The organism is Nitrospirillum amazonense, assembly GCF_029594735.1.
Classification (GTDB): Bacteria; Pseudomonadota; Alphaproteobacteria; order Azospirillales; family Azospirillaceae; genus Nitrospirillum; species Nitrospirillum amazonense.
The window spans coordinates 1,186,345-1,211,392 of the sequence record NZ_JARPAF010000004.1; the positions used below are offsets into that span (position 1 = coordinate 1,186,345).

The following is a 25,048-nucleotide window of genomic DNA, read 5'->3' on the forward strand; positions in this document are numbered from 1 at the left end:
CTCACTTGCGGGGCGGCCGACTGCCGGGGCTTCCGACAATCAACCCGGCCACCACGGCTGCCAGCAGGGCCGGCACCTTGTGTTTGACCACCAGGCGCTGCGCTTCGGTCAGCAGCACCTCGGGGTCCAAATCCAGGGCGGGATGCAACGCCGGCGGGGCCGGCGGCTCACGCCGGCTGACCAGCAGCCGCATCACCATCAATAGCACCAGGCACAGCACGATCAGGGCCAGCGCCACCAGCGCGGGCGTCCAGACCGGACCCATCTGCGGCTCCAGTCCGGCCCACAGCGCGGCGCAGAGCAGGCCCACCGCCGCGATGACCGCCAGCATGGCCATCACCCCGGTGATGACAACCGTGACGACACCGTCGACCAGCGGCGCCGGAGAGGACCGGTGCACCGGACCAAAGGGGATCACCCCCAGTTGCGACAAGGCCATAACGGCCAGCTTGGTCCAGCCTTCCATCACCGGTCCCCCTTATGCGGCGCTTATTGTCCAGCCACGCCCGCCCGCCTCAGCGGGACAGCAGGCGGCTGGCGATGAAACCGGCGGAGAAGGCCAGCAGCAGGCTGGTGATGGGCTGCGCCTCCACCTGCGTACCCACGGCCTTGGCCGCCGCCTCGCCCTTGGCCGCCAGCGTCTTGTAGAGATCGCTGGCCTCCGCCTTGATGGCGCTGGACAGGTGGTCGGCATCCTCCCGCGCGGCATCGCGCACGGAACGGGCGGCGGTGGCGGTGGCGTCGATGGTTTCGCTCTTCATCGTCCTTCTCCTTCGTCGGTTGGGGGACGTCGATCTGCGCTCGCGTCCCCCTCAGATTTGGCGAGCCCGGGTCAGACGGGGCCCGCCGGATCTGGCGTCACGCGCCGCCGGTCAACGGCGTTCCAGCGCGTGCTTCAGGGTGCTCATCTGGTCGTGGTCGGCCTTGATGCTGTCGTAGCAGGTGGCGACCACTTCGCGCGCCGGCATGGGCAGGTCGCCCTGCAGCGCCTTCTCGAAGCTGGACTTGATGTCGTCCTCGCCCGCCTCGACGGCGGCGACGACGCTCTGATCGCTGCCGGTGACGGCATTCTTGAGGTTCACGAACATGCGACGGGCAGCCCCCAGCACCGTGCCGTCGGTTTCCGGCTGGCCGCCCAGACTGATGACTTCGGCCTGCAGGGCGGTCGTCAGCTGGCGACGCTGGCGGGCGCGGGTGGCGAACAGCGTCTTGAAGCTGTCGTTGGTCGCCTCTTCCGCGGCGTCCTTGTAGCCAAGGGCGCTGTCCAGGGTCTTCTCGATCAGGTCATTCAACACCTTGACGGACTGCTCGGTGGCGGCGGGGGGGACGCTGGGGGGAACCGTGGGCGGGATCATGGTCTGCTCCTCTCCTTGAATGATTGCCAAGCCGGGATCGTATTATTTGTCCCAGCTGTAAATAAACAAACTCTGCATAGGGAGCGTTGCGCAGAAATTATTTGCTATATCTTTATCAATAAATTTAGCCGGTTCTTCATAATATAGAATGTTTTATATAAGCTTTGAGGGGGGCCTATTATTTTCAAACCTTCCGCCTAGACCGAACGCGCCAATCCTTGCTTGTGGACATACCCCGGCGCAATCCGTATAGCTCCAGGTGAGGAGGGGCTCCACGCCGCCCCTCCCCTTCTGGTGAACAAAACGTCAGCGTATGGTTGCCAGGTTCTTGCGCAGGCCGTCGGCGTCAGCATTCTTGACGCTGCGGGCCGAGACGATGGCAGACACCGATTCCGGCTTGCCGTAATAGGCCTCGTTCCAGCTGTCGCGCGGCTTCAGGACCGAGCCGTTGAGCGTCAGGCCCGCATAGGCGCCGCTGGCCGAGGACCAGACGATGATGTCGCCGCTCATCGAGGTGCCGGTGGCGGCCTCGGCGGTGGAGCCCAAGGTCACCACGGCCAAGCCCGCCTGGGCACCGATCTTGAATTCATCCTGCAGGACGGACGACAGGGCCTTGTCGCTCATGATGAACAGCACCAGCTCCGCCTGCTCCACGCCGATCTGCAGGCCGAAGGAGGCCGAGCCCAGGGTGTAGAAGGCGGGATAGCTGAACTCGCCGTTGGGGCCGCGCGTCAGCAGCACGGCGTCGCCGCCCTCGCCGCCCACGAAGAAGCCGCCCTTGATCAGCTGCGGCACGATCAGCACGCCCTTGGCACGCTTCATCAACTCACGGGCGTTGCCGAATTCCTTGTCCTTGCGCAGATCGTCAACGGTGACGCGGGCACGCTCCACCAGGTTGCTCTGGTCGGTCCCATGCGTGGCGACGGCGGCCAGCGCGTGCGGCGCGGTCGCGGTCATGGCGCCGAAAACCATCAGGGCCGACAGGGCGGCGGGAATGACTCGGGACTGCAGGGACGGCTTGGCCGCCGTCGAGATGTGCGACACAGGCATCATGGTCACTCCGTTATTGGGCCGGCCGGGGGCACCGGCCAAGCCGTCGCCGCTGAGGGTCCAGCCGGCGGGGATGGTGGACGGGTACGGCCGGACGGGCCGCTCCCGTTGCTGTTTCAATGCACTCGTCAATAAGGTCAGGGACCCCGCCGCGGTGCGGGGGGTGACGGCGTTCACGCCGTCACCGGTCCAGCGGCGGGCACAGCGGCAGACCACCGCCGCCCTATCAGTCCAGAGCCTTCTTGGCGGTATCCTTCAGGGCCTTGCCGGCTTCCTGAATCTTGCCGGCGGCGTTCTGGGCATGGCCTTCGACCTTCTTGGCCTTGCCTTCCGCCGCCATCTGGTCGTCACCGATGACCTTGCCGGCCGCTTCCTTCACGGCGCCACCGGCGATCTTGGCATTACCCTCGATACGGTTCTTGTTCATGGTCGTCTTCCTCACTTGGGGTTGAAGTGCCAGTCGGACTGAAGAGCAGGACCGCCGTCCACCAACGCCCGGAATACCTTGCTCCAGGACGGTAATGACGGGGTCCTGTGGATCTACCCCTGCGGATGCCCGATCGAGTATGGGCAGGCGATTTCCCAAGAGTTGATCCATCAATAGCCAGTCAATGTTCGACACGCCTTATGGCGGGAATGTGGCGTGTTTAGGTGGATCATGCGGCAATTATCGTTGGGAAATGAAGTAGGCGATTGGAAAAGAAGGACATTATTTATTTCGTCATCGCCACGATGGCCACACCCCGCCCCCATATGACCTACTGCCTATGCCACCCCTTTTACTTACGCTCCAACCCGGCAGTCCGGGATACATCGGGCGCTTAGGCATTTAGGCTCGAATTGTGTAGGCCCCTTTTCTTTGCCGGATAGACGGTTTTTCATGCCGACGGGACTTTAAAAACATGTTTTGGTCACAATGAATTTCCATCATCCGTACGCCTTCGAATTCTATGGAGAGGCCGCTATGAACCTTGGAACCATCATCCTGATCATTCTAATACTGTTCCTGATCGGCGCCTTGCCCACTTGGCCGCACAGCGTCAACTGGGGGTATTACCCGGCCGGCGGCCTGGGCACGCTGATCGTCATCGTGCTTGTCCTCATCTTGATCGGCCGACTGTAGCGCAGCCTTCCGGACGGACTTGGACGGCCCCGGCGCTTCCCCGCGCCGGGGCCGTTCGCGTATGCGGGTACTAACGCGGCACTCACAGCCGGCGGACGAGATACCCTTATGGATTTCATCCTGCTGCACCGATTGGGGGTAGAATTGGGGCCGGGGTCGGCACTACCCCCTATTTCCCGTCGATTTCGCGGGATTTGGTTGCTTGATTGATGGGGATGGCGACGCCGACCATGGCGCGGCCGTCCCATGGCCCCGCCCCATCCCACAGGGGAGGACGGCGGCGCTTCCGAGCGGGGGGAGATGCATGCGGTTCGGTTTGCGGCACCGTCTGCTGTTGTTTCTACTGTTGTCGGTCCTGCCTTTCATCCTCCTGCTCGCTTGGGACATTCAGCAGCGCCGGGATGAAGCGGTGGCGAGCGTGCAAGCCACCGCCCTGTCCTTCGCCCGCCTGGCGGCCAACAGCGAACAGCGCCTGCTGGACCAAGTCCGCGACCTGACGGCCAGCTTCGCCACACATTCCGCGCTATTGCCGCCCGAAGCCTGCAACGACGACGCCGCCATCATGAAGGATGCCCAGCCCTGGCTGGCCAACATCCACGTCGCCACCCGCAACGGCCAACTCGTCTGCTCTTCCCTGCCCCAGCCCTGGCCCAACTATGCCGACCGGGCCTTCCTGCAGGAGGCGGCACGCAGCGGCAAGCCCACCGTCAGCGGCTTCCTGCTAAGCCGAGCCGCCGCCAAGCCCATCATTGGCCTGGCCTATCCCATCCTGAAGCCCGGCGGCGACGTGGATCGGTTGGTTCTGGCCGGCCTCAACCTGGATTGGGTGGAACAGAACAGCAAGGTCATCCTCGAGGACGACATGATCTTCCTGATGGTGGACAAGGAGGGCGCGGTGATGGCCCGCCTGCCCGCCATGCCCGAGGTCATCGGCAGGAAGATGGCCGACACGCCCACCATCCGCTTCGCGCTGGACCGGGACCAGGGCACCGGCAGCGCCTTTGACCTGGACGGGCGGGAGAAGCTGATGGGCAGCGCCACCCTGCCCTCCACCGGCATGCGCGTGATCATCGGCTTCGACCGCGCCGCCGTGCTGGCCAAGGTGAACCGGGATTCCGAACGTATCGCCCTGCTGGCCCTGGCCGTGACCCTGGTGGCCATGGGCTTGGCCTGGGCGGCAGTGAGCGGCACGGTGCTCCGCTGGCTGGCGTCCCTTCAGCAGGCGGTGAACCGCCTGGGGGCGGGCGACAAGACCACTCGCGCGGACGTGCCGTCCGGTGCCGGCGAGCTGGGGGAACTGGCCAACGCCTTTAACATCATGGCCGAGGCCATCACCTGGCAGGACCGGGAACTGATGGCGCGGGAGGCCCGCTTCCGCGACCTGACCGAGATTTCCAGCGACTGGTTCTGGGAAACGGACGGAACCGGGCGCATCTCCGCCATGTCGCAGGGCATCACCACCATAGGCCTGGATCCCGCGGACATGCTGGGGCGCACCCGGCGGGAACTGTCGGCCAACCCCAACGATCCCTCCATCGCCCGCTATGAGGCCTTCCTGGCCGCCCGCCAGCCCTTCCGAGAACTGACCTACGCGGCGCTGGACCACCAGGGCAACACGCACTTCATCGCCATCAGCGGCATCCCCCGCTTTGGTGAAGATGGCACGTTCCTGGGCTTCCGGGGCTCCGGCCGCGACCGCACCGCCGAGGTCAAGGCAACCCATGCCCTGGCCGCCAAGGTGGCGGAACTGGAAAGCGCGCGCATCGACCTGCAGGCGCAGCGCACCCTCCTGGACAGCGTCATGAACAGCTCACTGGACAGCATCCTCGCTCTGGCGGCAGTGCGCGACCCGAAGACCGGCGCCGTCATCGACTTCCGCTTCGCGCTGGTGAACCGGGCGGCGGAGCACTTGATCGGCCAGCCGGCCGCCTACCTGGTGGGCAAGCGCCTGCGGGAGGAATTGCCGGGCCCCTTGGGGGGAGACATGTTCGAGCGCTACGCCCGCATCGTCAGCCAGAACGCCCCCGAGACGTTTGAGCATCTGAACCGCCATCAAAGCGGACTGGATGGCGAAGGCACCTGGCTGCGGGTCTCTGCCGTCCCCTGGGAAAGGGGCCTGGCCGTCACCCTGACCGATATCACGGCGGAGAAGGCACGCGCTGCCGCGCTGGCCGAAAGCGAGCAGCGCTTCCGCCTTCTGGCCGACAACGCCACCGACATCGTGGCCCTCCACGCCCTCGACGGCCGCTGCCTGTACATGTCGCCTTCGGTGGAACGGGTGCTGGGCTGGCGGGTGGACCAGGTGATGGGCCGGCGCACGGTGGAGTTCACCGAACCCATGGACATTCCCATCCTGGCCGACGCGCAACGCCGCCTGCTCGCCGCCCCGAATGGCGAGCCCGTCACCTACCAGTTCCGGGTCATCAGGGCCGATGGCTCCACCGTGTGGCTGGAGACGGTGGCCCGCCTGATCACCGACCCGGTGGAGGGCGCGCGTTTCGTCGCCTCCTCCCGCGACGTGACGGAACGGCGGCGTCACTTGGAGACGATGACCGAGGTCAACAGCCGGCTGGAGGCGCAGGCCAGCGAACTGGTGGCCCTGGCCGACGACCTGGAACGGTCCCGCCACGCGGCCGAGGCCGCCAACCAGGCCAAGTCGGAGTTCCTGGCCAATATGAGCCATGAAATCCGCACGCCCATGAACGGCGTCATGGGCATGACTCAGATTCTGCTGGAAACCGACCTGACCTATGACCAGCGCACCTACGCCGAGACCATCTATGACAGCGCCGAGGCGCTGCTGAACATCATCAACAACATCCTGGACATCTCGAAGCTGGAGGCCGGCAAGGTCGAGCTGGAGATGCTGGAATTCGACGTGGGCGACGTGGTGGACGGTGTGGTCGCCATCCTGGCCACCCGGGCGCAGGAGAAAAAGCTGGACCTGACCAGCCTGGTCGATGCCAAGGCCGCCGGCATCTATCGCGGCGACCCCACCCGTCTGCGCCAGATCCTGCTGAACCTGGCGGGTAACGCCGTGAAGTTCACGGCCACGGGCCAGGTGGGCATCAAGGTCGCGCCCGTGGCGGCCAAGGGCGCCGATAAGAAAAGCCGCTTGCTGGAATTCTCCGTCACCGACACCGGCCCTGGCATGACGGAGGACCAGCAAGCGCGGCTGTTCCAGAAGTTCACCCAGGCCGACACCTCCATCAACCGCAAGTTCGGCGGCACCGGCCTAGGCCTGGCCATTTCCCACCAGCTGGTGCGCCTGATGGGCGGCGACATCGCCGTGACCAGCAGCCCGGGCCAGGGCGCCGCCTTCAGCTTCGCCATCCCGCTGGAGGTCGTATCGGCCAAGGGCCGTGGCGGTCGCGCGCCCGTGCTGAACGGCCGAACCGCCCTGGTGGTCGATGACCTGCCCCTGAACCTGGCGGTGATGGAGAGCCACCTGAACCGGCTAGGCATTGAGTGCGTCACGACCTCGGGCGGCAATGCGGCCCTGCGCCAGCTGGAGCTGGCCACCCAGGCAGGCCGCGCCTTCGACATTATCTTCGTCGACCAAGCCATGCCCATCATGGACGGCTTGGCCTTCGCCGCCCAAATCCGCCAGGACCCGGCCTACGCCGGGGTGAAGATGGTGCTGGTCACCTCCATCGGTGGCGAGTTGGGAAAGATGAAGGGCATGTTCGATGGCGTGTTGACCAAACCCGTGCGCCTGACCACGCTGAAGGACTTGCTGACCCGCCTGGTGCAGCAGAATGCCCCCGCCAGCCGCGCGAGCGCCGCCACCCGTGGCAGGACACGGGCGACGGCCACGGCGGGACACCAGGTACCGACTATCGTCCCCCATCCCGGTGAAGGGCACAGCATCCTGCTGGTCGATGACAATGAGACCAACCGCGCCATCGCGCGCATCATGCTGGAACGGGAAGGCTATGCGGTCGACGACGCCATGGACGGGGAGCAGGCCGTGGGCCGCTGCGCCGGCCGGGCCTACGACCTGATCCTGATGGATGTGCAGATGCCGGTGATGGACGGTGTGGCCGCCACCCGCGCCATCCGCACCGGTGGACCCTGCGCCCAGGTGCCCATCATCGCCATGACGGCCAACGCCATGGTGGGCATGCGTGAGGAATACCTGGCGGCGGGCATGAACGATTATGTGTCAAAACCCTTCGATCAGGAGCAGTTCCTGCACAAGGTGGAACATTGGGTGGGACAGCCGGCCCCGCTCCCGCCTGAAGCCGCCGGCCCCGACGCTGCCGGTCCGCCGGAACCGACGGAGCGGCTGGAGCCAGCCTTCGACCCCGGCGTGCTGTCCGGCCTGGGCGCCGCGGTGCCCGCCGCAGCCTTTCAAAGCCTCGTGCGCGGCTTCGCGGATAATGGGATGGCCCGCATCGACCGCCTGCGGGCCCTGGATCCCCGCGTAGACCTCGGCACCATCCAGGGCGAGGCGCACGACCTGGTCTCCACCGCCGGCAATGTCGGCCTGCGCCGGCTGCAGCGCCTGGGCCGCGATCTGCACCAGGCCTGCGTGGGCGGCGACCCGGCCGGCGCCCAGACGGCCCTCGACCGCATCGTGCGCGAGGGCCCCCCGGCCTGGGCCGCCCTGCGCCAACGTTTCATCGGTGATGACCGCCCTGCCCTGGAACCCAGCGCCAACAGTACCGACGATTGAACCATCGCCCAAGCCTGTGCCCGAACTGGCGAAAGCGGAAGCGGGCAATGACACTGTTTCCTGCTCAGTTTCCTGCTCAATCGCAAATAATATGACCCATTGTTGCCCGCTCGCATCTTGTTTGTTGCGATCTGATGCGTTAAGAGGGGCGGGACAAGACGCCACGCAGCCAAGCCAGGGAGTGGCTGCCGTCCCCCGAAACGCCGTCGTTCCAAGCGCCGCCGCACCCTTTCCACCGCGTTTGGAAACCGTCGCTGGGGTTGGATCGTCTTTCCGTTTTCGAATTCCCATGCCGTGAAAGCGCAGACGCCCAATGACCGCCACCGCCCTCGCCAACGCCCCAGGCCCCGGCCCTGCCACCCAGCAGCGTTCCGGCCGTGGCCGTCCGCGCTGTGACAAGTCGCGACAGGCCATCCTCAGCAGCGCCTACGACCTACTGGTGGAAGCGGGCCTGGCCGGTTTCACCATCGAGGCGGTGGCCGCCCGGTCCGGTTGCGCCAAAACCACCATTTATCGCTGGTGGCCCACCAAAGGCGCGCTGGCTGTCGCCTCGCTATTGGAAGTGGTGGAGGTGGCGGCCCCCATTCGCGCCACCGGCTCCGCCCGCCGCGACCTGGAAAGCCTGCTGGCGGTCATGGCGGGAACCATGGCGGGTCCCATGGGCCGGGTCATCGCCAGCATCATCGTGGAAGGGCAAAGCAATCCGGAAGTGCTGGAGACCTACTGCACGCAGGTCCTGCAGCCCCGCCGGGAACGCATTCGCGAGATTGTGCGCCTGGGCATGCGCTCGGGAGAATTGCCAGCCGACTTGGACGAGGCGGTGGTGGTGGAACTGCTGTACAACACCCTTTACAGCCGCCTGCTGATCCGCCACCAGCCGCTGGACGAACCCGGCTGGACCCAGCGCCTGGTGGCCGCCGTGCTGGGCCCGGCGAAGGTCGCCCCCCAGCCGGTGGCCAAACCCCTGCGCATCCATAGCGACGCGCTGTACCCGGCTTAGGGTGCGATCGCTCGATTGAAACGCTAAAGTCTATGCCGCCACCGAGACACGATTGCGGCCGGCGTTCTTGGCGGCGTAGAGGGCCTGGTCGGCACGGCCCAGCAGGGTGTCCACGCTGTGGTCGTTGGCGGACAGCGTGGTGACGCCCAGGCTGCAGGTCAGAGTCACGGACACGTCCGGCGCCAGGACGACAGATGCGGCCGCCACGGCGCAGCGCAGGCGCTCCGCCACCCGCTCCGCCTCCGGCCGGTCAGTCTGCGGCAGCAGGATCACGAATTCCTCGCCGCCGAAGCGGCCGATGACGTCGGTGTCGCGGATGGCACCTCGGCAGAGGTCGACCACGGCACGGATGGCCTGGTCGCCGGCCTGGTGCCCCCAGGTATCATTGATGCGCTTGAAATGATCGATATCGAGCATCAGCACCGATAGCGGCCCGCCGTAGCGCCGGGCACGCGCCATCTCGCGCGCCGCCGTGTCGGTAATGAAGCGGCGGGTGCCGGCGCCCGTCAGGCTGTCGGTGATGGCGACCAGCCGCAGCAGCCGCTGGTTCTCGTAATTGGTGTAGTTGATCTGCTCGAACGCAAAGAGCACGCAGATGAACATAGCACCCACGGGACCCAGCAGCAGCGGGTACTTCACATATTCGAAGTCATGGGCGAAGCCCACGGCCCCTGCCACCGGCGGCAGGGAAATAATCAGCACCATGAAGGCGGCACCGGTGGTGAAGGGCACGTACTGCATCACCAGCAGCGGGAGGAAGGTGAAGAACAGGAAACCGGAGAATTGGGCCTGCATGCCGTGATCCAGGCGGTTCAGCACCTCAATGAACAGCATCTGGCACGTGAAGGCGCCGATAAAGGCGTAGGCCGTGGTCAGGCGGCGTGGCACCCGGAAATGCAGCAGCAGGGCGTGCAGCACGATGATGACGGACATCACCAACCGCAAGCCGATGGTGCGCCGCGCCCCTTCGGCATCGATGACGTAGTCCCATCCCCACAGGCCGCTGACGGTGATGGAGGTCGCCACCGTCATGATGGTGCTGAACAGCCGGTGGTGATCGAACTTGTAGTCGACATAGGCCCGGTCGGGCCAGACGACCTGTTTGATGTGGTGGCCCACCGGGTCTGTTCCCTGTCTCCCCATCCCGGCGCGACACCTGCCGGATGGAATTATCCTGAGGCAGATTATACCGCACGGGCCCATCCCGACTACGCCAGTATTTCGATGATCACGCCGCCACGATGCCGCAGGATAAGGCTAATCCAGGCAGGATAGACAATCCCATCCTGAGCCTATGGACGAATTTTAACTGGCGCTACCTTGGCCCCGCCTCCGAAGCAATTTAATATCACCTTAAGGAAACACTATTTCCCACCTCATGTCTTACGGATCGGCTTTGCCGCCGCCCGCCCGTAAGCCTTGGCCGCCGCCTCGGGCTTCTTCATTTCTTCCATCAGTTTCATGGCGAAGCGGCCGCCATCATGGCGGGATTGCAGAAAGGTCATCACCACGTCACGCGCGGCCTGGCGGTCAAAGGGAACGTCCGAGGACTCCTCAGCCGGGGCGGCTGCTCGCGCCGTCTGCATGCGCTCCGCCGCCGCGGCCGCCTTTTCCAGGACGTCCGGGTCGATCCGCCGCCGGATGGCGCGGATCTGGCGCAGCAGTTCGTCACGGGGATCGGCCATGAAACCAGCTCTGACTTCAGCAAAAGGGGCGACGGTAGAGTGCGCGCGCCTTGCCCCTGGTGTCGAGGGAACTTTGGTCCGGGTCCCCAGTTCCCGCCCGCTTATTCCCCCGCGATCGGCAGGGGGCGGGGACGGCGATTCTCGTCAATGGCGACGAAGGTGAAGACCGCCTCGGTTACCTTGTTGGTGTCGTCGGCATCGCGGCTGCGGCGCCAGGCCTCCACCTCGATGCGCATGGAGGTGCGGCCGCGCGATACCAGGCGGCCGAACAGGCTGACCTCATCCCCCACGAACACCGGGCCCAGGAAGGCGATGGCGTCCACCGCCACCGTAGCGGCACGGCCCCGCGCCGTGCGGGCCGCCACGTTGCCCGCCGCCAAGTCCATCTGCGACATCAGCCAGCCGCCGAAGATGTCGCCGGCGGGGTTGGTATCGGCCGGCATGGCGATGGTGCGGATGACGGGGACCTCGTCGGGCATCTTGGCGTTCTTATCGAGCATCGGGGGCCTCGGGTTCGGCAGGTAAACGATTGGGATATCAGAGCGTGAAACGGCCCGCAGGGGAAGCCTGGGCTTAACAACACCGATGCCATCTAGGCGCTGGTCGCGTCCGCCGTGTAAGATCGCCGCCGTGCAGATCAGGCATCCCCCACAGCCAGGCATCCCCGACAGAAGGTAGACCTGCGCCCATGACCCAGCCGCCCATCCCCGCCACCGGCCCGCTGACCGGCCTGAAGGTCCTGGACATGAGCCGCGTGCTGGCGGGGCCCAGCGCCACGCAGATCCTGGGCGATCTTGGCGCCGACGTGGTGAAGGTGGAACGGCCGGGCCAGGGGGACGACACCCGTGCCTGGGGTCCGCCTTTCCTCAAGGACGATGCCGGGCAGGACACCCGGGAAAGCGCCTACTACCTGTCGGCCAACCGCAACAAGCGCTCGCTGACCCTGGACTTCACCAATCCGGCGGGCAAGGCGCTGGCCCTGCAACTGATCGGCCACGCCGACGTGGTGGTGGAGAACTACAAGACCGGCACCCTGGGCCGTTATGGCCTGGGCTATGAGGATCTGCGCGACGCCTTCCCCCGGCTGATCTACTGTTCCATCACCGGCTTCGGCCATACCGGGCCTTATGCCGCCCGCGCCGGCTACGACTACCTGGTGCAGGGCATGGGCGGCTTCATGTCCCTGACGGGAGAGCCGGAGGGCCAGCCACTGAAGGCCGGCGTCGCCATCGCCGATCTGATGACCGGCACCTACGCCGTCATCGCCATCCTGGCGGCCCTGCGCCACCGCGACCAAACCGGCCGGGGCCAGGCCATCGACCTGTCGCTGTTCGACACCCAGGTCGCCTGGCTGTCCCATCCGGGCCAATATTACCTGACCAGCGGCCATTTGGCGCCGCGCGTGGGCAACGCCCATCCCACCATCGTGCCCTACCAGACCTTCGCCACCAGTGACGGCTGGATCATCCTGGCCATCGGCAATGACGAGCAGTTCGCCCGCTTCTGCCACCTGACCGGCAACGCCGCCTGGGCCAGCGACCCGCGCTATGCCACCAACCAGGCGCGGGTGGGCAACCGCGACAGCCTGGTGCCCGCCATCGCCGCCGTCATCCAGGGGCAGAGCAGCCAATTCTGGATCGACGCGCTGGAACCGCTGGGCGTGCCCTGCGGCCCCATCAACAGCATCGACAAGGTCTTCGCCGACCCGCAGGTGGCCGCCCGTGGGATGCGCGTCACCCTGCCCCACCCCCAGGCGGGCGGGACGGGAGCGCCGGGTGCCGGCCTGCCGGGCACGGTGGAGTTGATCGGCAGCCCCATGAAGTTCAGCGACACGCCGGTCAACTACCGCCAGGCCCCGCCCACCCTGGGCCAGCACACCGACGCCGTGCTGCAGGACTGGCTGCGGCTGGATGAGGAGGAAATCCGGCACCTGCGGCATACCGGCGCCTTGTGAGCGGCAAGGATGCGGCGCGCAGGGGCTTGCGGTAAGAGTTCAGCCATAACAACGACGAAGGGGCGACTTCCATGGAAGATAACGTGATCAACCGACGCGGCTTCACCACGGCCGGCCTGGCAGCGGGATTCGCGCTGGCGGTGCTGCCGGTATCGGCCGAAACCATCATCACCGACGCCGACAATCTGGAGGCCGGCATGGTGCAGGTGCCCGTGGCCGGCGGCGCCACCATGGGCGCATACCGCGCCGTGCCCAAATGGGCGGGCCAGGGTGGGCACCATCCCGTGGTGCTGGTGGTGCAGGAAATCTTCGGCCTGCATGAGCACATCCGCGACCTCTGCCGGCGCCTGGCCAAATCGGGCTATTACGCTATCGCCCCCGACCTGTATTTCCGCCAGGGGGATGCCACCAAGGTGCCGGACATCCCCACCCTGGTGCGCGACATCGTATCCAAGGTGTCGGATGAGCAGGTCATGGCCGACCTTGATGCCACCGTCGCCTTCGTGAAAACCGATGGGAGGGCCGACACCCGGCGCATGGCCATCACCGGCTTCTGCTGGGGCGGGCGCATCGTCTGGCTTTATTCCGCGCACAATCCCGATCTGAAGGCCGGCGCCGCCTGGTACGGCCGGTTGGTGGGCAACACCGACGCCGCCCATCCCAAGAACCCTATCGATCTGGTGAACCAGCTTAATGCTCCGGTCCTGGGCCTGTACGGCGCCAAGGACGACGGCATCCCCGTCGCCAGCGTGGATCAGATGCGGGCCGCCCTGGCCCAGGGCGACAAGGCCGCCAGCGATTGCAAGCTGATGGTGTTCGAAGATTCCGGCCACGGCTTCAACGCCGATTACCGCCCCAGCTACAACCCCGCGGACGCCAAGGTGGCATGGAAGCAGATGCTGGAGTGGTTCAAGAAGCACGGCGTGCCCTACGTGCCGCACGCCTAGCCAAGGCCATTCTCTCCGGCCCCAGGACGCGACCGCGTCCGCCGGAGATTTCCGGGGAGCGTAGCGGACTGGAAATCGAGGACGCGGCTGCCGGCGCCTGAGGAACTGGAACAAAGAAAAAAGGCCCGCCTGCGGGGGAGCGGCGGGCCTTTTAAGAGGCCGGGTTGGGCGCGGGGAGCAACCCACCCGGACGGGGAAGCAGAAACGGGACCGAGGTCGCCGTCTCGGGCACCGGAGAGGTTGGGGCCATCCCCGGTACGAGAAGGAGACTATGCCCGGTGAACCGCTGCGGCTGTGACCAATATCACTACGGTGCGGAGCGTAAGCATGCCCTGCCATGCGTGTGCCACCCTTGAATGGACGGCCCCGAAATCCCAAGCGCTTCAGTACAGGGCGATGCACTCGCCATGGCGGGTGTTGTCAGGCGCCACCAGGTCGAGGATGGTGGGTACGACGCGGGTGACCGGCGGCTGGGTGTCCGGCTTTTCCCCAGGAAACGCTTGGGCTCGCAGCTTAGTGGGCATGGGGCCGGGATCCACCAGGTTCACCTTCAGGGGGCTCTGCAGCACCTCCTGCGCGTAGGTCAGCGCCATCATCTCCAGCCCCGCCTTGGCCACGGCGTAGGCGTTCCAGTAGGCCACCGGCTCATGGCCATAGCGGTCGGTAATGAAGACGGCGCGGCCCGCGTCAGAACCGCGCAGCAGGGGATCCAGCGTGCGGATCAGGCGCATGTTGGCTGTCAGCGTCAAGGCCAGCACCTTGTCCCACTGCTTCACGTCGGCATGGGCCATCGGGCCGATGGCGCCCAGCATGCCGGCGTTGGCCACCAGGATGTCCACCCGCTTGAATCGGTCCAGCAAGGCCGGGCCCAGCACATCCAGCTGGGCGGGGTCGGCGGCCATGTCCTGGGGGATCAGCGTGGCGGTGCCGCCAGCGGCGCGGATGGCGTCGTCCACCTCCTCCAGCCCGCCCACAGTGCGGGCGATCAGCACGACGTGCGCGCCCTCCGCCGCCAGCCCCTTGGCCACGGCGGCGCCCAAGCCGCGCGAGGCGCCGGTGACGACGGCGACACGGCCCTTAAGGCGGCCGGTAGGGGGGCTGGAGGCAGGCTCGGTCATGCGGGACGCTTTCCTCGGATAAAGGTTTTCGTGGCGACACGGTGGGCGCGAGGTGCCCATCCCTCACCGCAACGGCTGGCTTTGCGGTTTACGGCCTGGCGTCGCGCCCGTCAATCGCCGCCCACGGTCACCACGTCGGCCAACGGCAGGGCTGTGCGCTTCATGACAGTGCGCAGGGTGAAGCTGGAATGGACGCGGGCCACGCCCGGCAGGCGGGTCAGAATGCGGTTGTGCAGGGCTTCATAATCGGCAGCCCCCGCCACCACCACGCGCAGCAGATAGTCGCTGTCGCCGGACATCAGATAGCACTCCATCACCTGCGGGCAGGTGGCCAGCGCCTCCTCGAAGGCGCGCAGGTAGGGCTCCGTCTGCTTTTCCAGCGTCACCTGCACGAACACGCTTTCCGGCCGCCCGCAGGAGGCCGGATCCAGGATGGCGGTGTAGCCGCTGATGATCCCCGCCTCCTCCATCGCCTTGACCCGGCGCAGGCAGGCGCTTTCCGACAGGTGGACATGGGCGGCGAGTTCCGAATTGGGGACGCGGCCATGCTCCTGCAGGCGGGCCAGGATGGCACGATCAATCCTATCCAGCACCGTTGTTCGCAGGCTCTGCCGCATAATATGCCTTTAACGATGATTCCTTGCGCATTGTGCGCCAGGCCTAACCCTCAACGCAAGGACATGCACCGGCCTTCGGCCTTATCTTGGGCTCCGAAATCGAGGCAACGGTTGCGCGACCGGACAGGCGGCGCCAACCCAGATGATCCGGGAGATAACCATGCTGGTCGGCGTTCCTAAGGAAATCAAAAACCACGAGTATCGCGTTGGTCTGATCCCCGGCAATGTGCGTCAGCTGGTGGCCCATGGCCACTCGGTCATCGTGCAGAAGAATGCCGGCACCGCCATCGGCCTGACGGACGAGCAGTACGCCGCCGCCGGCGCCACCCTGGTGGACACCGCCGAAGAAATCTTCGCCAAGGCCGACATGATCGTGAAGGTGAAGGAGCCGCAGCCGCACGAGTGCCGCATGCTGCGCCCCGGCCAGGTCCTGTTCACTTACCTGCACCTGGCCCCCGATCCGGAACAGACCGAGTTGCTGCTGGCTTCCGGCGCCATCTGCATCGCCTATGAGACCGTGACCGACGCCCGTGGCGGCCTGCCCCTGCTGGCGCCCATGAGCGAGGTCGCCGGCCGCATGTCCATCCAGGCCGGTGCGAAGTGCCTGGAGAAGAGCTACGGCGGCAACGGCATCCTGCTGGGCGGCGTGCCCGGCACCCCGGCCGCCAAGGTGGTGGTGATCGGCGGCGGCGTGGTCGGCCTGAACGCTGCCCGCATGGCCGTGGGTCTGGAAGCGGAAGTGACCGTGCTGGACAAGTCGCTGGATCGGCTGCGCCAGATCGACCAGCAGTACGGCCGCCGCGTGAACACGCTCTACGCCAACATCGACACCATCGAGCAGGCGGTGCTGGACGCCGACCTGGTGATCGGCGCCGTGCTGGTGCCGGGCGCCAACGCCCCCCGCGTCGTCACCAAGGAGATGGTGGCCAAGATGCGCCCCGGCAGCGTGCTGGTGGACGTGTCCATCGACCAGGGCGGCTGCTTCGAAACCTCGCACGCCACCACTCACGCCGACCCGACCTATGTGGTCGACGGCGTCATCCACTACTGCGTGGCCAACATGCCGGGCGCGGTCGCCCGCACCTCCACCTTCGCCCTGAACAACGCCACCTCCCCCTTCGTCCTGGCCTTGGCCGACAAGGGCTGGCAGCAGGCTCTGGCCGACGACGTGCATCTGCGCAACGGCCTGAACGTGTTCCGCGGCAAGCTGACCCACCCCGCCCTGGTGGAAGAGGGCGACGCCCGCTACCTGGCCGCCGACAAGGCCATCGCCTGATCCCCTCTGAATCAGCGATTAAGTTGAATGCGAAGGCCCGGCGGCGACGCCGGGCCTTTTCGCTGCCCGCTCCCCTGCCCCAGTCGATCTGCGATGCCATAACTCAAGCATTTTCCCTGGCCAGCCCGGCGACGCACCGTCTAAGTTGTATTTGTGTTTGTCTTGTGGGGGCGCCAATGACACTTACCGATGGGCTTTTGCTACTTCTCTTGTTCGGTGGCGGTTTCGGCCTTTGGAACCTGTCTGACCTACTTGAGGCCAAGGAAGAGGAAATCCGCGAACGGACGCGGAAACTGAAGTTGGAAAATGATCGCGAGGAACGGCGGATGAAGCAGGAACACGACACCGCCGTGCCCTCGGCCGGCGCCTGATCGTCCCACACCGACAGAAAGGCCCGCGATGCAGACCCCGCCTTGGCTTCTTTCCGCCGCCCCCGCTCTGGCGACCCTGCCCGATGTCCCGGCGGGAGAACGGTTCCAGTACCTGCTGGAACACGGCACCATGAAGGTGGGCGTCTACGGCCCGCGCGGACACGACCCGCAAGGCCCCCATGTCCGCGATGAAATCTATGTGATCATCAGCGGCACCGGCACCTTCGTGAAGAACGGCGAGCACCGGCCCTTCCAACCGCACGACCTGCTGTTCGTGGAAGCGGGCGCCGAGCATCGCTTCGAAGACTTCAGCGACGACTTCGCCACCTGGGTGCTGTTCTGGGGGCCCAAGGGCGGAGAGCCCGCCTAGGCGCTACGCCCCTCGCGGCTCTCTTCCTGCGCCATGACCAACGGGTGCAGGAAGCGGGCTTCCAGTTGGCGGGCGGGCATGGGCTCGGCGATGAAGAAGCCCTGGACGACGGGGCAGCCCTCGGCCACCAGCCAGGCCAGCTGCTCCTCCCGCTCCACGCCCTCCGCCACCACCTCCAGCCCCAGGCGGGCGCCCAGGGTCAGGATCATGGCGGCAATGGCGCTGTCGCGCGGCAGGTCCTGCACGAAGGCCCGGTCGATCTTGAGCGTGTCGATGGGCATTTGGCGCAGGTAGGACAGCGAGGAGAAGCCGGTGCCGAAATCGTCCACGGCGATGCGCACGCCCAGACGCTTCAGGCGCCACAGCACCTCCAGCGAGCGGGCGCTGTCCACCATCACGCTTTCCGTCACCTCGATCTCGATGCGGTCGGCGGGCACGCCGCTGCGCGCCAGGCAGTCGCGTACCCGCTCGACGAAGCCGGGCGCGATGATCTGCCGGGCGGAGACGTTCACGGCGATGTGGAAGTCTGGCAGCAGCTTGGTCCAGTGCGTGGCCTCGCGCACCGCCTGTTCCAGCACCCAGCTGCCCAGTTCCATGATCAGGCCCGAATCCTCGGCCACGGTCATGAAGGCGCCGGGCTGCACCAGCTGGCCGTCGTGCTTCCAGCGCACGAGCGCCTCCGCCCCCACCAGGGCCTGGTCGGCGGCGCGCACCTTGGGCTGGAAGTACAGCTCGAACGAGCCGATGCTGAGCGCCTGGCGCAGGTTGGCCTCGGTGCTCAGCCGGTTCTCCGCCCGCTCGCTCATCTCGCGGGAGAAGAAGCGGTATTGGCCGCGGCCAGCGGCCTTGGCGGCATAGAGGGCCGTGTCGGCCTGGCGCAGCAGGGTGCTGGCGGTATCGGCGTCGCCATTGGGGGGGCCCTCGCCGGCCAGGGCCACGCCGATGGAGGCGCCGGCGTGCAGCAGGTGCCCGCCCTCCACCATCAATGGCGATTCCAGAGCCTTCAGCAGGCGCTCCGCCAGCACGGCGGCATCCACCGGCTCCAGCGCGTTTTCCGTCACCACCAGGAACTCGTCGCCGCCCAGGCGGCCCAGCATGTCGTCCTCGCCGATGCAGTCGCGCAGGCGCCCCGCCACGGCCTTCAGCAGCCGGTCGCCCACGTCGTGGCCCAGGCTGTCGTTCACATGCTTGAACCGGTCCAGGTCCAGGAAGAACAGGGCAATGCCGCGCCCGCCGGCGCGATCGATGCGGCCGCAGGGGTCTTCCTGGCGGGCCAATTCCGGATTGTACAGCCGCCGCTCCCGCCGTCTCAGCGCCTCTTCCAGGCGGCGTTGCAGCAGCAGGCGGTTGGGCAGGCCGGTCAGGACATCATGGGTCGCCAGTTGTTCCATGTCCGAGCGGCTGCGGTCCAACAGGCGCAGCACCTCGTTGAAGCGGCGTACCAGATAGCCCAGCTCGTTATCCGCCTGACGGGGGAAGTCCGGCAGGCGGGCGGCCCCTGGGCGCGACGGATCGATGCTGGCCACGGCCAGGCCCACGGCGCGCAGCGGCCGGGTCAGGAAGGTGTGCAGCAGCAAAGCCAGCACCACGCCCAGCGCCAGGTCGCGCACAAGGCCGCCCAGCACCGTGGTGCGGATGAAGGCGGCGTAGTCGGCCGCCGCCCGGCTGGTATCCATCTCCAGCTCCAGCCGGCCAATGATGGGACTGTTGCGGGGGCTGCCGGCGGGGCGGTACAGCAGGCGCTGGGTCCGCGCCAGGTCCTGGAAGACAGAGGTGAACCGGGCACCAGACAGCCAGCCGCGCCAGAAGGCCCCGCCCTCCTCCGCCGGCGGCAGGTCACGCGCGCCATCGGCCAGCACCCGGTCTGGCATTTCGACCAGGCGCACGGCGCGCACGCCGTCGATGGCCAGGACGGATCGAACCAGACCGGACGCCAGGTCGGGATCCAGGTTCCACACGGCGGCGCTGGCCGTGTTCTCCACCAGGTCCAGCACCATGCGGCCGGCGTTGGCGAACTTGGCCCGCTCCCGCTCCGCCTGGGCGATGCCCTGGATCAGCGACAGGATGGCGCCGATGACCAGGGCAGACAGCAGGGCCAGGGCCGCCTGGCGCACCGCCAGGGATCGCCAGAAGACCACGGTCATTTGATGGCGGCGCATCGCTTCCTGCCGGCGGGCGTGGCGCACGCGCCAGGCGCACACCCAGCGCGGCAGGCGGATGCCCAACAGCCGGGGGCCCGGCACACTGGAACGGATGGCGTGGGGCTTGGTCACGGCACGCCCTTCGCCGGTGAAACCGCCGGCGTCCGCCCCACCCCGTTTCCCTCGCCCCGCGCCATCGCCATTCCCATTCCCCGCCGCTATCCCTGCCTATCGCCGCGGCGCCATCACCACCTGCAGCTTCTCCCGCAGGTTCACCAGGGTGACAGGCTTGGCGATGAACGCGTCCACCCCCAAATCCCTGGCCTTCAAAACCGTTACCTTGTCCGCGCGATTGGTCAGAAAAACCACAGGAATGTGATGTCCTTGCGTTTCACGCTCCCGAAGGTGCTGCAGGAAGGTCAACCCATCGACCGGCGCCATGTCGATATCGGCGATGATGACATCCGGCCGGCGTTCCATGGCCACGTTCAGGCCGGACGACCCGTCCTCCGCCTCCATCACCGTGCCGAAGTCCAGCTGCCGCAGGATGCGGACGACCACACCACGGATGAAACTTTGATCCTCAATCACCAGCGAGCTGCGGAAATTGAATGAAATCGCACCCATCTGCCATCCCCAAACGGCCGCCGCCTTCAAATCCAAACAATTTTATTTTAACGAGGAATGAATACACGCCCCATCCCGGCTCCCTGAACGTGAAGCCCGGGAATACAGGATTAGTATAGGCAGAAATGTCGGTGGTCGTCTTCTTATAAAGAGGCTATGGCCGCTGCGACCTGTTCCAGCGCGCCCGGAACAGCCTTTGCCGCCAGCCGCGCCTCATCAACCTTCCCTTGGACCAGGGCTTCTTCCACTCGGTCGGCCACACGGGCCAGGACGTCGGCCCCGGCGCTTTTCGCCACGCCGGCCAGGGCATGCGCCTCGCGCCGGGCGGCACCCGCGTCACCGAGGGCGAAGGCCTGGTCCAGGCCGTCCGCCAGCGGGCGCGCCGCCCCCAGGAAGTCACTCAGGAAGGCCCGCGCCTCGTCATCCAGTACGCTGAACAATTCCAGGGTGCGGGCCAGGTTCAGCACCGCTGTCGTATCCCCCGGCGTCGTGTCCCCCAGCGTCGTGTCCCGCTGCACCGCGTACCCTGGCATCGTGTCAACCAACGGCGGCGGCGCGGCCTTCGCACCGCTGTCCGACAACGGCGGCAGCCATTGCGCCAGGCAGCGATCCAGCCGGTCCAGCTCCAGGGGCTTGGCCAGGAAGCCGTCCATGCCCGCCGCCAGGCAGCGCTGGGATTCCCCCGCCATGGCGTTGGCCGTCAGGGCGATGATGGGGGTGCGCAGGCCGGTGCCCGTTTCCGCTTCTCGGATGGCGGCGGTTAGCTCGAACCCGTCCATCTCCGGCATATTGCAGTCGGTCAGCACCAGGCCGAAGCGGCCCGTGCGCCAAGCGGCCAAGGCCTGGCGCCCATCCTCGGTGACCTCGGCGGCGATGCCCAACAGGCTGAGCTGCCGGCGGATCACCATCTGGTTGACGGGCTGGTCTTCCGCCACCAGCACCAAGCGGCCTTGCGCCATGGCCACCTCGACCGGCGGCGGCTCGCCGCGCCCCTGGCGCAAGGGCGACGCCACAGCGCGGGCCGCCGTCTCCTGCCCCGCTGCAGAGGCCACGGCGCGGATCAGGGGCACGCGGCGCACCGGACGGCCAATCTGCACCGTGCCCGACGGCAGGCCCGCCGGCCGCACCGAATCCGCCGCTGCCACCAACACCGCCGGCTTGCCCGCCGGCAGGTCGGGCCAAACGTCGCCAGGCCGGGGAACGACCACGGCCACGTTCCAAGGCTGGCCTTCGCCCGCCACCCGGCCGCCGGCGGCCTCGACATAGCAGGCGACGGTGTCGCGCAGGGCCTGGGTCTCGGCCGCCACCAGCACGGTGATGCCGGCCAGCGACGGCAGGGCCGGCTGGGGTGCCGCCACCGGCTGTTCCTGGGCAACGGCCAGGTCTATCTCGAACCAGAAGGTGGACCCCTGGCCCGGCGCGCTGTCCAAGCCGATGCTGCCTTGCATCAAATCGATCAGGCGGCGGCTGATGGACAGGCCCAGGCCGGTACCACCGAAGCGGCGGCTTGTGGAGCTTTCGGCCTGGGTGAAGGGCTGGAACAGCTGCTTCTGCACATCATCGGCGATGCCGATGCCGGTGTCCTGCACCGCCACCCGCACCCGCGCCCGGCCCGGCGCCGCGCCGGGCAGGCAACGCACCGACAGGGTGACGCCGCCCTTCTCGGTGAACTTGATGGCGTTGCCCGTCAGGTTGTACAGCACCTGGCGCAGGCGCAACGGGTCGCCCATCAGCAACTCGGGGATGGCGGGGTCGATGTGCACGTGCAGGTCCAGCGCGCGCTTGCGCGCCTGGGCCGCCAGCATGTCGGCCACACCCTCCACCAGCGGACCCAGCGCCACCGGATGGCACTCGATGTCCATGCGCCCGGCCTCGATCTTCGAGAAGTCGAGGATGTCGTCGATGATGCGCAGCAGGGTGCCGGCCGCGTCCCGCGCGGTGAACAGCATCTCCATCTGATCATCATCCAGACCCGTATGGGACATCAGTTCCAGCATGCCCAGCACGGCGTTCATGGGCGTGCGGATCTCATGGCTCATCGTGGCCAGGAAGCTGGACTTCAGCCGGCTGGCGCTCTGCGCCTCGCGCGCGGTGCGGATGTTGTCGTAGGACCGCAGCGCCGTGATGATGGTGATGAACAGCTTCTCCGAGGTGAGCTCGGTCTTCGCCTTGTAGTCGTTGATGTCGTAATTGACGATGACGTCGCGCACCGGCGCCTGGCCGGGCTGGCCGGTGCGCAGCACGATGCGCACGTCGTTGTTGTCGAATTCCTCGCGGATGCGCCGTGCCAGCACCAGGCCGGCATCATCCGTTTCCATGACGATGTCCAGCAGGGCCACGGCGATGTCGCCGCGCTTGGTCAGGATGCCCGCCGCCTCGGCCGCCGATCGCGCGGTCAGCAATTCCAACGGCCGGCCCTTGTACGTCAGCCGGCTGAGCACCAGCCGGGTCATGATGTGCACTTCCTCGTCGTCATCGACGACCAGGATGGGCCAGGGCGGCAGTTCCGGCGCGCGCGTCGCCGGTGCATCCTCCGCCAGGAACAGGGAATCGAGGTCAGACGTCATCGCCGCCCGTCTTCAGGGCGGTGGGCAGTGACGGCCTGCTGTCGTTTGGAACCGCTGGTCACAGCCATGGATCGACGTGTCGGCACCTTTATGCCGCTGGATGATTGGACCCCATCGGGGCACGGCGCCAAGCGCGCCCTACCCTTGTGCTCAGCGCACTGTACATGACAGGGCCCGGCCAATCCAGCCGCGCACAATCCGGCGGTCGATCCGGGAGTGTAACGTCACCGGACCGCAACAGTGGACCAAAAGAATCGAGAGTAAAGCGCAGCCTTAGCGGCTGGCCGCCTTGCGCCCGCGGCCGGGGGCCTTGGCGGCCGCCTTGGCGCCACGGCGGCCGCGCTTCACCGGCTCGGGCGGTGGCGGGGGCGGCGGCGCGATGCAGGCTTCAAGCCCCTGGTACGCCATGACAATGACCGAAGGCAACGCCTCGACACTGACGGGATTGGACCGGGCGTATGACGTTGCGATCTTGACCGCCAGTTCCCGCAATTCCGGCCTTAGTCGATCGTTCATCTAACGCTCCCACCCGCTTCCCATGGACGACTTGATAGAAGGGACCGTAATCAAAGACGCTTCGTTTAGCGCCCATTAATTCGGTCTATGCGGTTTGGGTGAGTAATACCGGCCAAGAGTACTGGCTGGACGCCGGTTCACTATGACCCGGGACGGAGATGGGCAAGGGTTCGGGGAAGCGTGTCGGGACCGGTTTCAGCCCACCCGGGCCGACGGTGACAGCTCAGGGCGGTCCAGGCCCACCGCCCCGTCAAGGCGAGCGTCGGCAAAGCGCACGCCGGTGGTGTCCGCCTGCGCCAAATCGGCGCCGCGCAAGTCGGCACCGGTGACGTTGGCGTATTGCAGCTGGGCGCGCCACAGGCTGGCCCCAGCCATGTCGGCGCCAGTCAGGTCGGCGGGCCATGACCGGCCGTTGGGATGGCCGTCCGGTTGCAGGATATCCGCGGGGTCCAGGCGGGCGTCGGCCATGTCGGCGCCCGCCAGCCGGGCATGACCCAGCGTGGCCCCACGCAGCACGGCGCCGCGCAGGCTGGCTTCCGTCAGGTCGGCACCGGAAAGGTCGGCCAGGGTCAGGTCTGCGCCGCCCAGCAGGGCGCCCCGCAGATGCGCGCCGCGCAGGGTGGCGCCCGACAGCCGTGCGCCGCGCAGATCGGCACCGTCGAGATTGGCGCCCTCCAACTCGGCACGGGCGCCACGGGCGCCGCCGCTGTCTATCCAGCGCTCGTGGTCGTGGACGCGGTGGCGCATATCCAGGGCCAGCGAATCGAGGGGGCGGGAGAAGCGCGCCTCATCCAGCAACGCCTCGCTAAGGTCGCAATGGCCCAGCTCCACCCCCACGAGGTCGGCACCGGCGAAACACGCCCCCCCCAGCCGCGCGCCCACCAGCAGGGCGCCGTTGAGGCGGGCGGCCGAGAGGTTGGCCTGGCTGAGGTCGGCGCCAGTCAAATCGACCTCTCGCAGGACGGAACCGGTGAGGTCGGCACCCCGCAGGTCGGCGCCGCGCAGCACCGCGCCGGTGATGTCGCATTCCAGCATGACCACACCGGGCAGGCGGGCCCCCACCAACAAGGCGCGGCCCAGATGAGCCTGGCGGAAGACGATGCCCTGGCCGGAGCGTGGCACCTCCGCCGCTCCCTCGCCTTCCCCCCCGGCATCAGGCACCGCGATCAACATGTCGCTGGAGCGCAAATCGGCGCCGCGCAAATCCGTGCGGTCCAGCAGAGCGCCCCTTAAGGCGCAGCCGCGCAAGTCGGCCGCCGCCAGGCAGGCTTGGGTCAGGTCGGCATCCGTGAGATCGGCGCCATAAAGGTCGGCCCCCTCCAACCGGCAATTCGTCAGGATGGCGCCGGACAGGTCGGCCCCGCCCAACTGGGCGCGGGACAGGTTGCGGTTCGACAAGTCAATGCCGCGGAGGATGAGCATCGCCAGATTGGCGCGGCGCCCGCCCGGCTTGGCCGCCAACCAGCGCTCGTGCTCATCAATAATCTGGGTCAGCTGGGCGCCGAACATGGAACCATCCGCTCGCGACCAAGTAACAGGCATGCGGGACAGCCCTCCGGGCCAATCCCAAATGGGCGGGGTCGCTCCGCCGGTATGGAGTATGGGCGCGGCGGGTTAATGGAAACTGAAAGCCGGCTGGAAAATCCGCATAGG

The 25,048-nt window shown here is 67.0% G+C and carries 23 protein-coding genes; 8 read left to right on the forward strand and 15 right to left on the reverse strand.

All coding sequences use genetic code 11. From position 1 onward, the window contains the following. Position 1: 1 nt before the first annotated feature. The 5 genes from P5F91_RS25980 to P5F91_RS26000 form a co-directional block, all read right to left on the reverse strand. A complete protein-coding gene (locus P5F91_RS25980; protein WP_277908668.1) occupies positions 2-466 on the reverse strand; it encodes a hypothetical protein in 465 nt (154 codons plus the stop codon). Between the two features lie 49 nt (positions 467-515). After that, on the reverse strand, positions 516-761 hold the full coding sequence (locus P5F91_RS25985) for a hypothetical protein (RefSeq protein WP_277908669.1): 246 nt from the start codon (positions 759-761) through the stop codon (positions 516-518). A gap of 111 nt (positions 762-872) precedes the next feature. After that, on the reverse strand, positions 873-1,355 hold the full coding sequence (locus P5F91_RS25990) for a ferritin-like domain-containing protein (RefSeq protein ID WP_145610111.1): 483 nt from the start codon (positions 1,353-1,355) through the stop codon (positions 873-875). A 306-nt stretch (positions 1,356-1,661) separates the two neighbouring features. Further along, positions 1,662-2,408, reverse strand: coding sequence for a lipid-binding SYLF domain-containing protein (locus tag P5F91_RS25995; RefSeq protein WP_050898016.1), 747 nt, complete (start codon positions 2,406-2,408; stop codon positions 1,662-1,664). 223 nt (positions 2,409-2,631) lie between these two features. Beyond that, positions 2,632-2,832: a CsbD family protein gene (locus tag P5F91_RS26000; RefSeq protein WP_088873218.1), complete on the reverse strand. Its 201-nt coding sequence runs from the start codon at positions 2,830-2,832 to the stop codon at positions 2,632-2,634. A 537-nt stretch (positions 2,833-3,369) separates the two neighbouring features. On the opposite strand from P5F91_RS26000, the gene P5F91_RS26005 reads away from it, so the two are divergent. From P5F91_RS26005 to P5F91_RS26015, 3 genes are all read left to right on the forward strand, one after another. After that, positions 3,370-3,528: a DUF3309 family protein gene (locus tag P5F91_RS26005; RefSeq protein WP_040843864.1), complete on the forward strand. Its 159-nt coding sequence runs from the start codon at positions 3,370-3,372 to the stop codon at positions 3,526-3,528. 304 nt (positions 3,529-3,832) lie between these two features. After that, positions 3,833-8,206 (forward strand): response regulator, encoded by a 4,374-nt coding sequence (locus P5F91_RS26010; RefSeq protein ID WP_145610113.1) that lies wholly within the window; start codon positions 3,833-3,835, stop codon positions 8,204-8,206. A 313-nt stretch (positions 8,207-8,519) separates the two neighbouring features. After that, positions 8,520-9,206 (forward strand): TetR/AcrR family transcriptional regulator, encoded by a 687-nt coding sequence (locus P5F91_RS26015; RefSeq protein ID WP_145610114.1) that lies wholly within the window; start codon positions 8,520-8,522, stop codon positions 9,204-9,206. 30 nt (positions 9,207-9,236) lie between these two features. Here the strand turns inward: P5F91_RS26015 and P5F91_RS26020 are convergent, their stop codons facing one another. The 3 genes from P5F91_RS26020 to P5F91_RS26030 form a co-directional block, all read right to left on the reverse strand. Next, the gene (locus P5F91_RS26020; RefSeq protein WP_186454676.1) at positions 9,237-10,325 is read right to left on the reverse strand and encodes a GGDEF domain-containing protein; all 1,089 of its coding nucleotides are present in this window, start codon (positions 10,323-10,325) and stop codon (positions 9,237-9,239) included. 257 nt (positions 10,326-10,582) lie between these two features. Beyond that, positions 10,583-10,891: a hypothetical protein gene (locus tag P5F91_RS26025; RefSeq protein ID WP_145610116.1), complete on the reverse strand. Its 309-nt coding sequence runs from the start codon at positions 10,889-10,891 to the stop codon at positions 10,583-10,585. Positions 10,892-10,992: 101 nt separating this feature from the next. Further along, complete coding sequence (locus P5F91_RS26030) at positions 10,993-11,391, reverse strand: acyl-CoA thioesterase (RefSeq protein ID WP_277908670.1); 399 nt, start codon at positions 11,389-11,391, stop codon at positions 10,993-10,995. A 188-nt stretch (positions 11,392-11,579) separates the two neighbouring features. On the opposite strand from P5F91_RS26030, the gene P5F91_RS26035 reads away from it, so the two are divergent. Then, a complete protein-coding gene (locus P5F91_RS26035; RefSeq protein WP_277908671.1) occupies positions 11,580-12,845 on the forward strand; it encodes a CaiB/BaiF CoA transferase family protein in 1,266 nt (421 codons plus the stop codon). 71 nt (positions 12,846-12,916) lie between these two features. Then, on the forward strand, positions 12,917-13,792 hold the full coding sequence (locus tag P5F91_RS26040) for a dienelactone hydrolase family protein (protein ID WP_145610119.1): 876 nt from the start codon (positions 12,917-12,919) through the stop codon (positions 13,790-13,792). Positions 13,793-14,175: 383 nt separating this feature from the next. Here P5F91_RS26040 and P5F91_RS26045 read toward each other — a convergent pair whose 3' ends face one another. Beyond that, positions 14,176-14,910: an SDR family NAD(P)-dependent oxidoreductase gene (locus tag P5F91_RS26045; RefSeq protein WP_277908672.1), complete on the reverse strand. Its 735-nt coding sequence runs from the start codon at positions 14,908-14,910 to the stop codon at positions 14,176-14,178. A gap of 110 nt (positions 14,911-15,020) precedes the next feature. Then, positions 15,021-15,527 (reverse strand): Lrp/AsnC family transcriptional regulator, encoded by a 507-nt coding sequence (locus P5F91_RS26050; RefSeq protein WP_088873210.1) that lies wholly within the window; start codon positions 15,525-15,527, stop codon positions 15,021-15,023. Between the two features lie 160 nt (positions 15,528-15,687). Between P5F91_RS26050 and ald the strand changes: the two genes are divergently transcribed. The 3 genes from ald (at position 15,688) to P5F91_RS26065 (ending at position 17,544) form a co-directional block, all read left to right on the forward strand. Beyond that, entirely contained in the window at positions 15,688-16,803 is a 1,116-nt protein-coding gene (ald, locus tag P5F91_RS26055; RefSeq protein ID WP_088873209.1) for an alanine dehydrogenase, read from the forward strand. Between the two features lie 176 nt (positions 16,804-16,979). Then, on the forward strand, positions 16,980-17,174 hold the full coding sequence (locus P5F91_RS26060) for a hypothetical protein (protein ID WP_145610121.1): 195 nt from the start codon (positions 16,980-16,982) through the stop codon (positions 17,172-17,174). Between the two features lie 28 nt (positions 17,175-17,202). After that, complete coding sequence (locus tag P5F91_RS26065; RefSeq protein WP_145610122.1) at positions 17,203-17,544, forward strand: cupin domain-containing protein; 342 nt, start codon at positions 17,203-17,205, stop codon at positions 17,542-17,544. Here the strand turns inward: P5F91_RS26065 and P5F91_RS26070 are convergent. The 5 genes from P5F91_RS26070 to P5F91_RS26090 form a co-directional block, all read right to left on the reverse strand. Then, entirely contained in the window at positions 17,541-19,817 is a 2,277-nt protein-coding gene (locus P5F91_RS26070; RefSeq protein WP_277908673.1) for a putative bifunctional diguanylate cyclase/phosphodiesterase, read from the reverse strand. The two genes, P5F91_RS26065 and P5F91_RS26070, sit on opposite strands and share 4 nt — an antisense overlap. A gap of 96 nt (positions 19,818-19,913) precedes the next feature. Beyond that, positions 19,914-20,348: a response regulator gene (locus P5F91_RS26075; protein ID WP_145614985.1), complete on the reverse strand. Its 435-nt coding sequence runs from the start codon at positions 20,346-20,348 to the stop codon at positions 19,914-19,916. A 107-nt stretch (positions 20,349-20,455) separates the two neighbouring features. Beyond that, positions 20,456-22,879: a response regulator gene (locus P5F91_RS26080; protein WP_145610125.1), complete on the reverse strand. Its 2,424-nt coding sequence runs from the start codon at positions 22,877-22,879 to the stop codon at positions 20,456-20,458. Between the two features lie 273 nt (positions 22,880-23,152). Beyond that, positions 23,153-23,395, reverse strand: coding sequence for a hypothetical protein (locus P5F91_RS26085; RefSeq protein WP_145610126.1), 243 nt, complete (start codon positions 23,393-23,395; stop codon positions 23,153-23,155). A gap of 195 nt (positions 23,396-23,590) precedes the next feature. Further along, a complete protein-coding gene (locus P5F91_RS26090; RefSeq protein WP_246134321.1) occupies positions 23,591-24,904 on the reverse strand; it encodes a pentapeptide repeat-containing protein in 1,314 nt (437 codons plus the stop codon). Between the last annotated feature and the right edge of the window lie 144 nt (positions 24,905-25,048).

Excerpts from the sequence above, each read along its gene's own strand:
- P5F91_RS26000 (WP_088873218.1), bottom strand. The coding sequence starts at position 2,832 with ATGAACAAGAACCGTATCGAGGGTAATGCCAAGATCGCCGGTGGCGCC.
- P5F91_RS25995 (WP_050898016.1), bottom strand. The coding sequence starts at position 2,408 with ATGATGCCTGTGTCGCACATCTCGACGGCGGCCAAGCCGTCCCTGCAG.
- P5F91_RS26040 (WP_145610119.1), top strand. The coding sequence starts at position 12,917 with ATGGAAGATAACGTGATCAACCGACGCGGCTTCACCACGGCCGGCCTG.
- P5F91_RS26025 (WP_145610116.1), bottom strand. The coding sequence starts at position 10,891 with ATGGCCGATCCCCGTGACGAACTGCTGCGCCAGATCCGCGCCATCCGG.
- P5F91_RS25990 (WP_145610111.1), bottom strand. The coding sequence starts at position 1,355 with ATGATCCCGCCCACGGTTCCCCCCAGCGTCCCCCCCGCCGCCACCGAG.
- P5F91_RS26035 (WP_277908671.1), top strand. The coding sequence starts at position 11,580 with ATGACCCAGCCGCCCATCCCCGCCACCGGCCCGCTGACCGGCCTGAAG.
- ald (WP_088873209.1), top strand. The coding sequence starts at position 15,688 with ATGCTGGTCGGCGTTCCTAAGGAAATCAAAAACCACGAGTATCGCGTT.
- P5F91_RS26065 (WP_145610122.1), top strand. The coding sequence starts at position 17,203 with ATGCAGACCCCGCCTTGGCTTCTTTCCGCCGCCCCCGCTCTGGCGACC.
- P5F91_RS25985 (WP_277908669.1), bottom strand. The coding sequence starts at position 761 with ATGAAGAGCGAAACCATCGACGCCACCGCCACCGCCGCCCGTTCCGTG.
- P5F91_RS26045 (WP_277908672.1), bottom strand. The coding sequence starts at position 14,910 with ATGACCGAGCCTGCCTCCAGCCCCCCTACCGGCCGCCTTAAGGGCCGT.
- P5F91_RS26015 (WP_145610114.1), top strand. The coding sequence starts at position 8,520 with ATGACCGCCACCGCCCTCGCCAACGCCCCAGGCCCCGGCCCTGCCACC.
- P5F91_RS26050 (WP_088873210.1), bottom strand. The coding sequence starts at position 15,527 with ATGCGGCAGAGCCTGCGAACAACGGTGCTGGATAGGATTGATCGTGCC.
- P5F91_RS26080 (WP_145610125.1), bottom strand. The coding sequence starts at position 22,879 with ATGACGTCTGACCTCGATTCCCTGTTCCTGGCGGAGGATGCACCGGCG.
- P5F91_RS26090 (WP_246134321.1), bottom strand. The coding sequence starts at position 24,904 with ATGTTCGGCGCCCAGCTGACCCAGATTATTGATGAGCACGAGCGCTGG.
- P5F91_RS26005 (WP_040843864.1), top strand. The coding sequence starts at position 3,370 with ATGAACCTTGGAACCATCATCCTGATCATTCTAATACTGTTCCTGATC.
- P5F91_RS26030 (WP_277908670.1), bottom strand. The coding sequence starts at position 11,391 with ATGCTCGATAAGAACGCCAAGATGCCCGACGAGGTCCCCGTCATCCGC.
- P5F91_RS26085 (WP_145610126.1), bottom strand. The coding sequence starts at position 23,395 with ATGAACGATCGACTAAGGCCGGAATTGCGGGAACTGGCGGTCAAGATC.
- P5F91_RS26060 (WP_145610121.1), top strand. The coding sequence starts at position 16,980 with ATGACACTTACCGATGGGCTTTTGCTACTTCTCTTGTTCGGTGGCGGT.
- P5F91_RS26010 (WP_145610113.1), top strand. The coding sequence starts at position 3,833 with ATGCGGTTCGGTTTGCGGCACCGTCTGCTGTTGTTTCTACTGTTGTCG.
- P5F91_RS25980 (WP_277908668.1), bottom strand. The coding sequence starts at position 466 with ATGGAAGGCTGGACCAAGCTGGCCGTTATGGCCTTGTCGCAACTGGGG.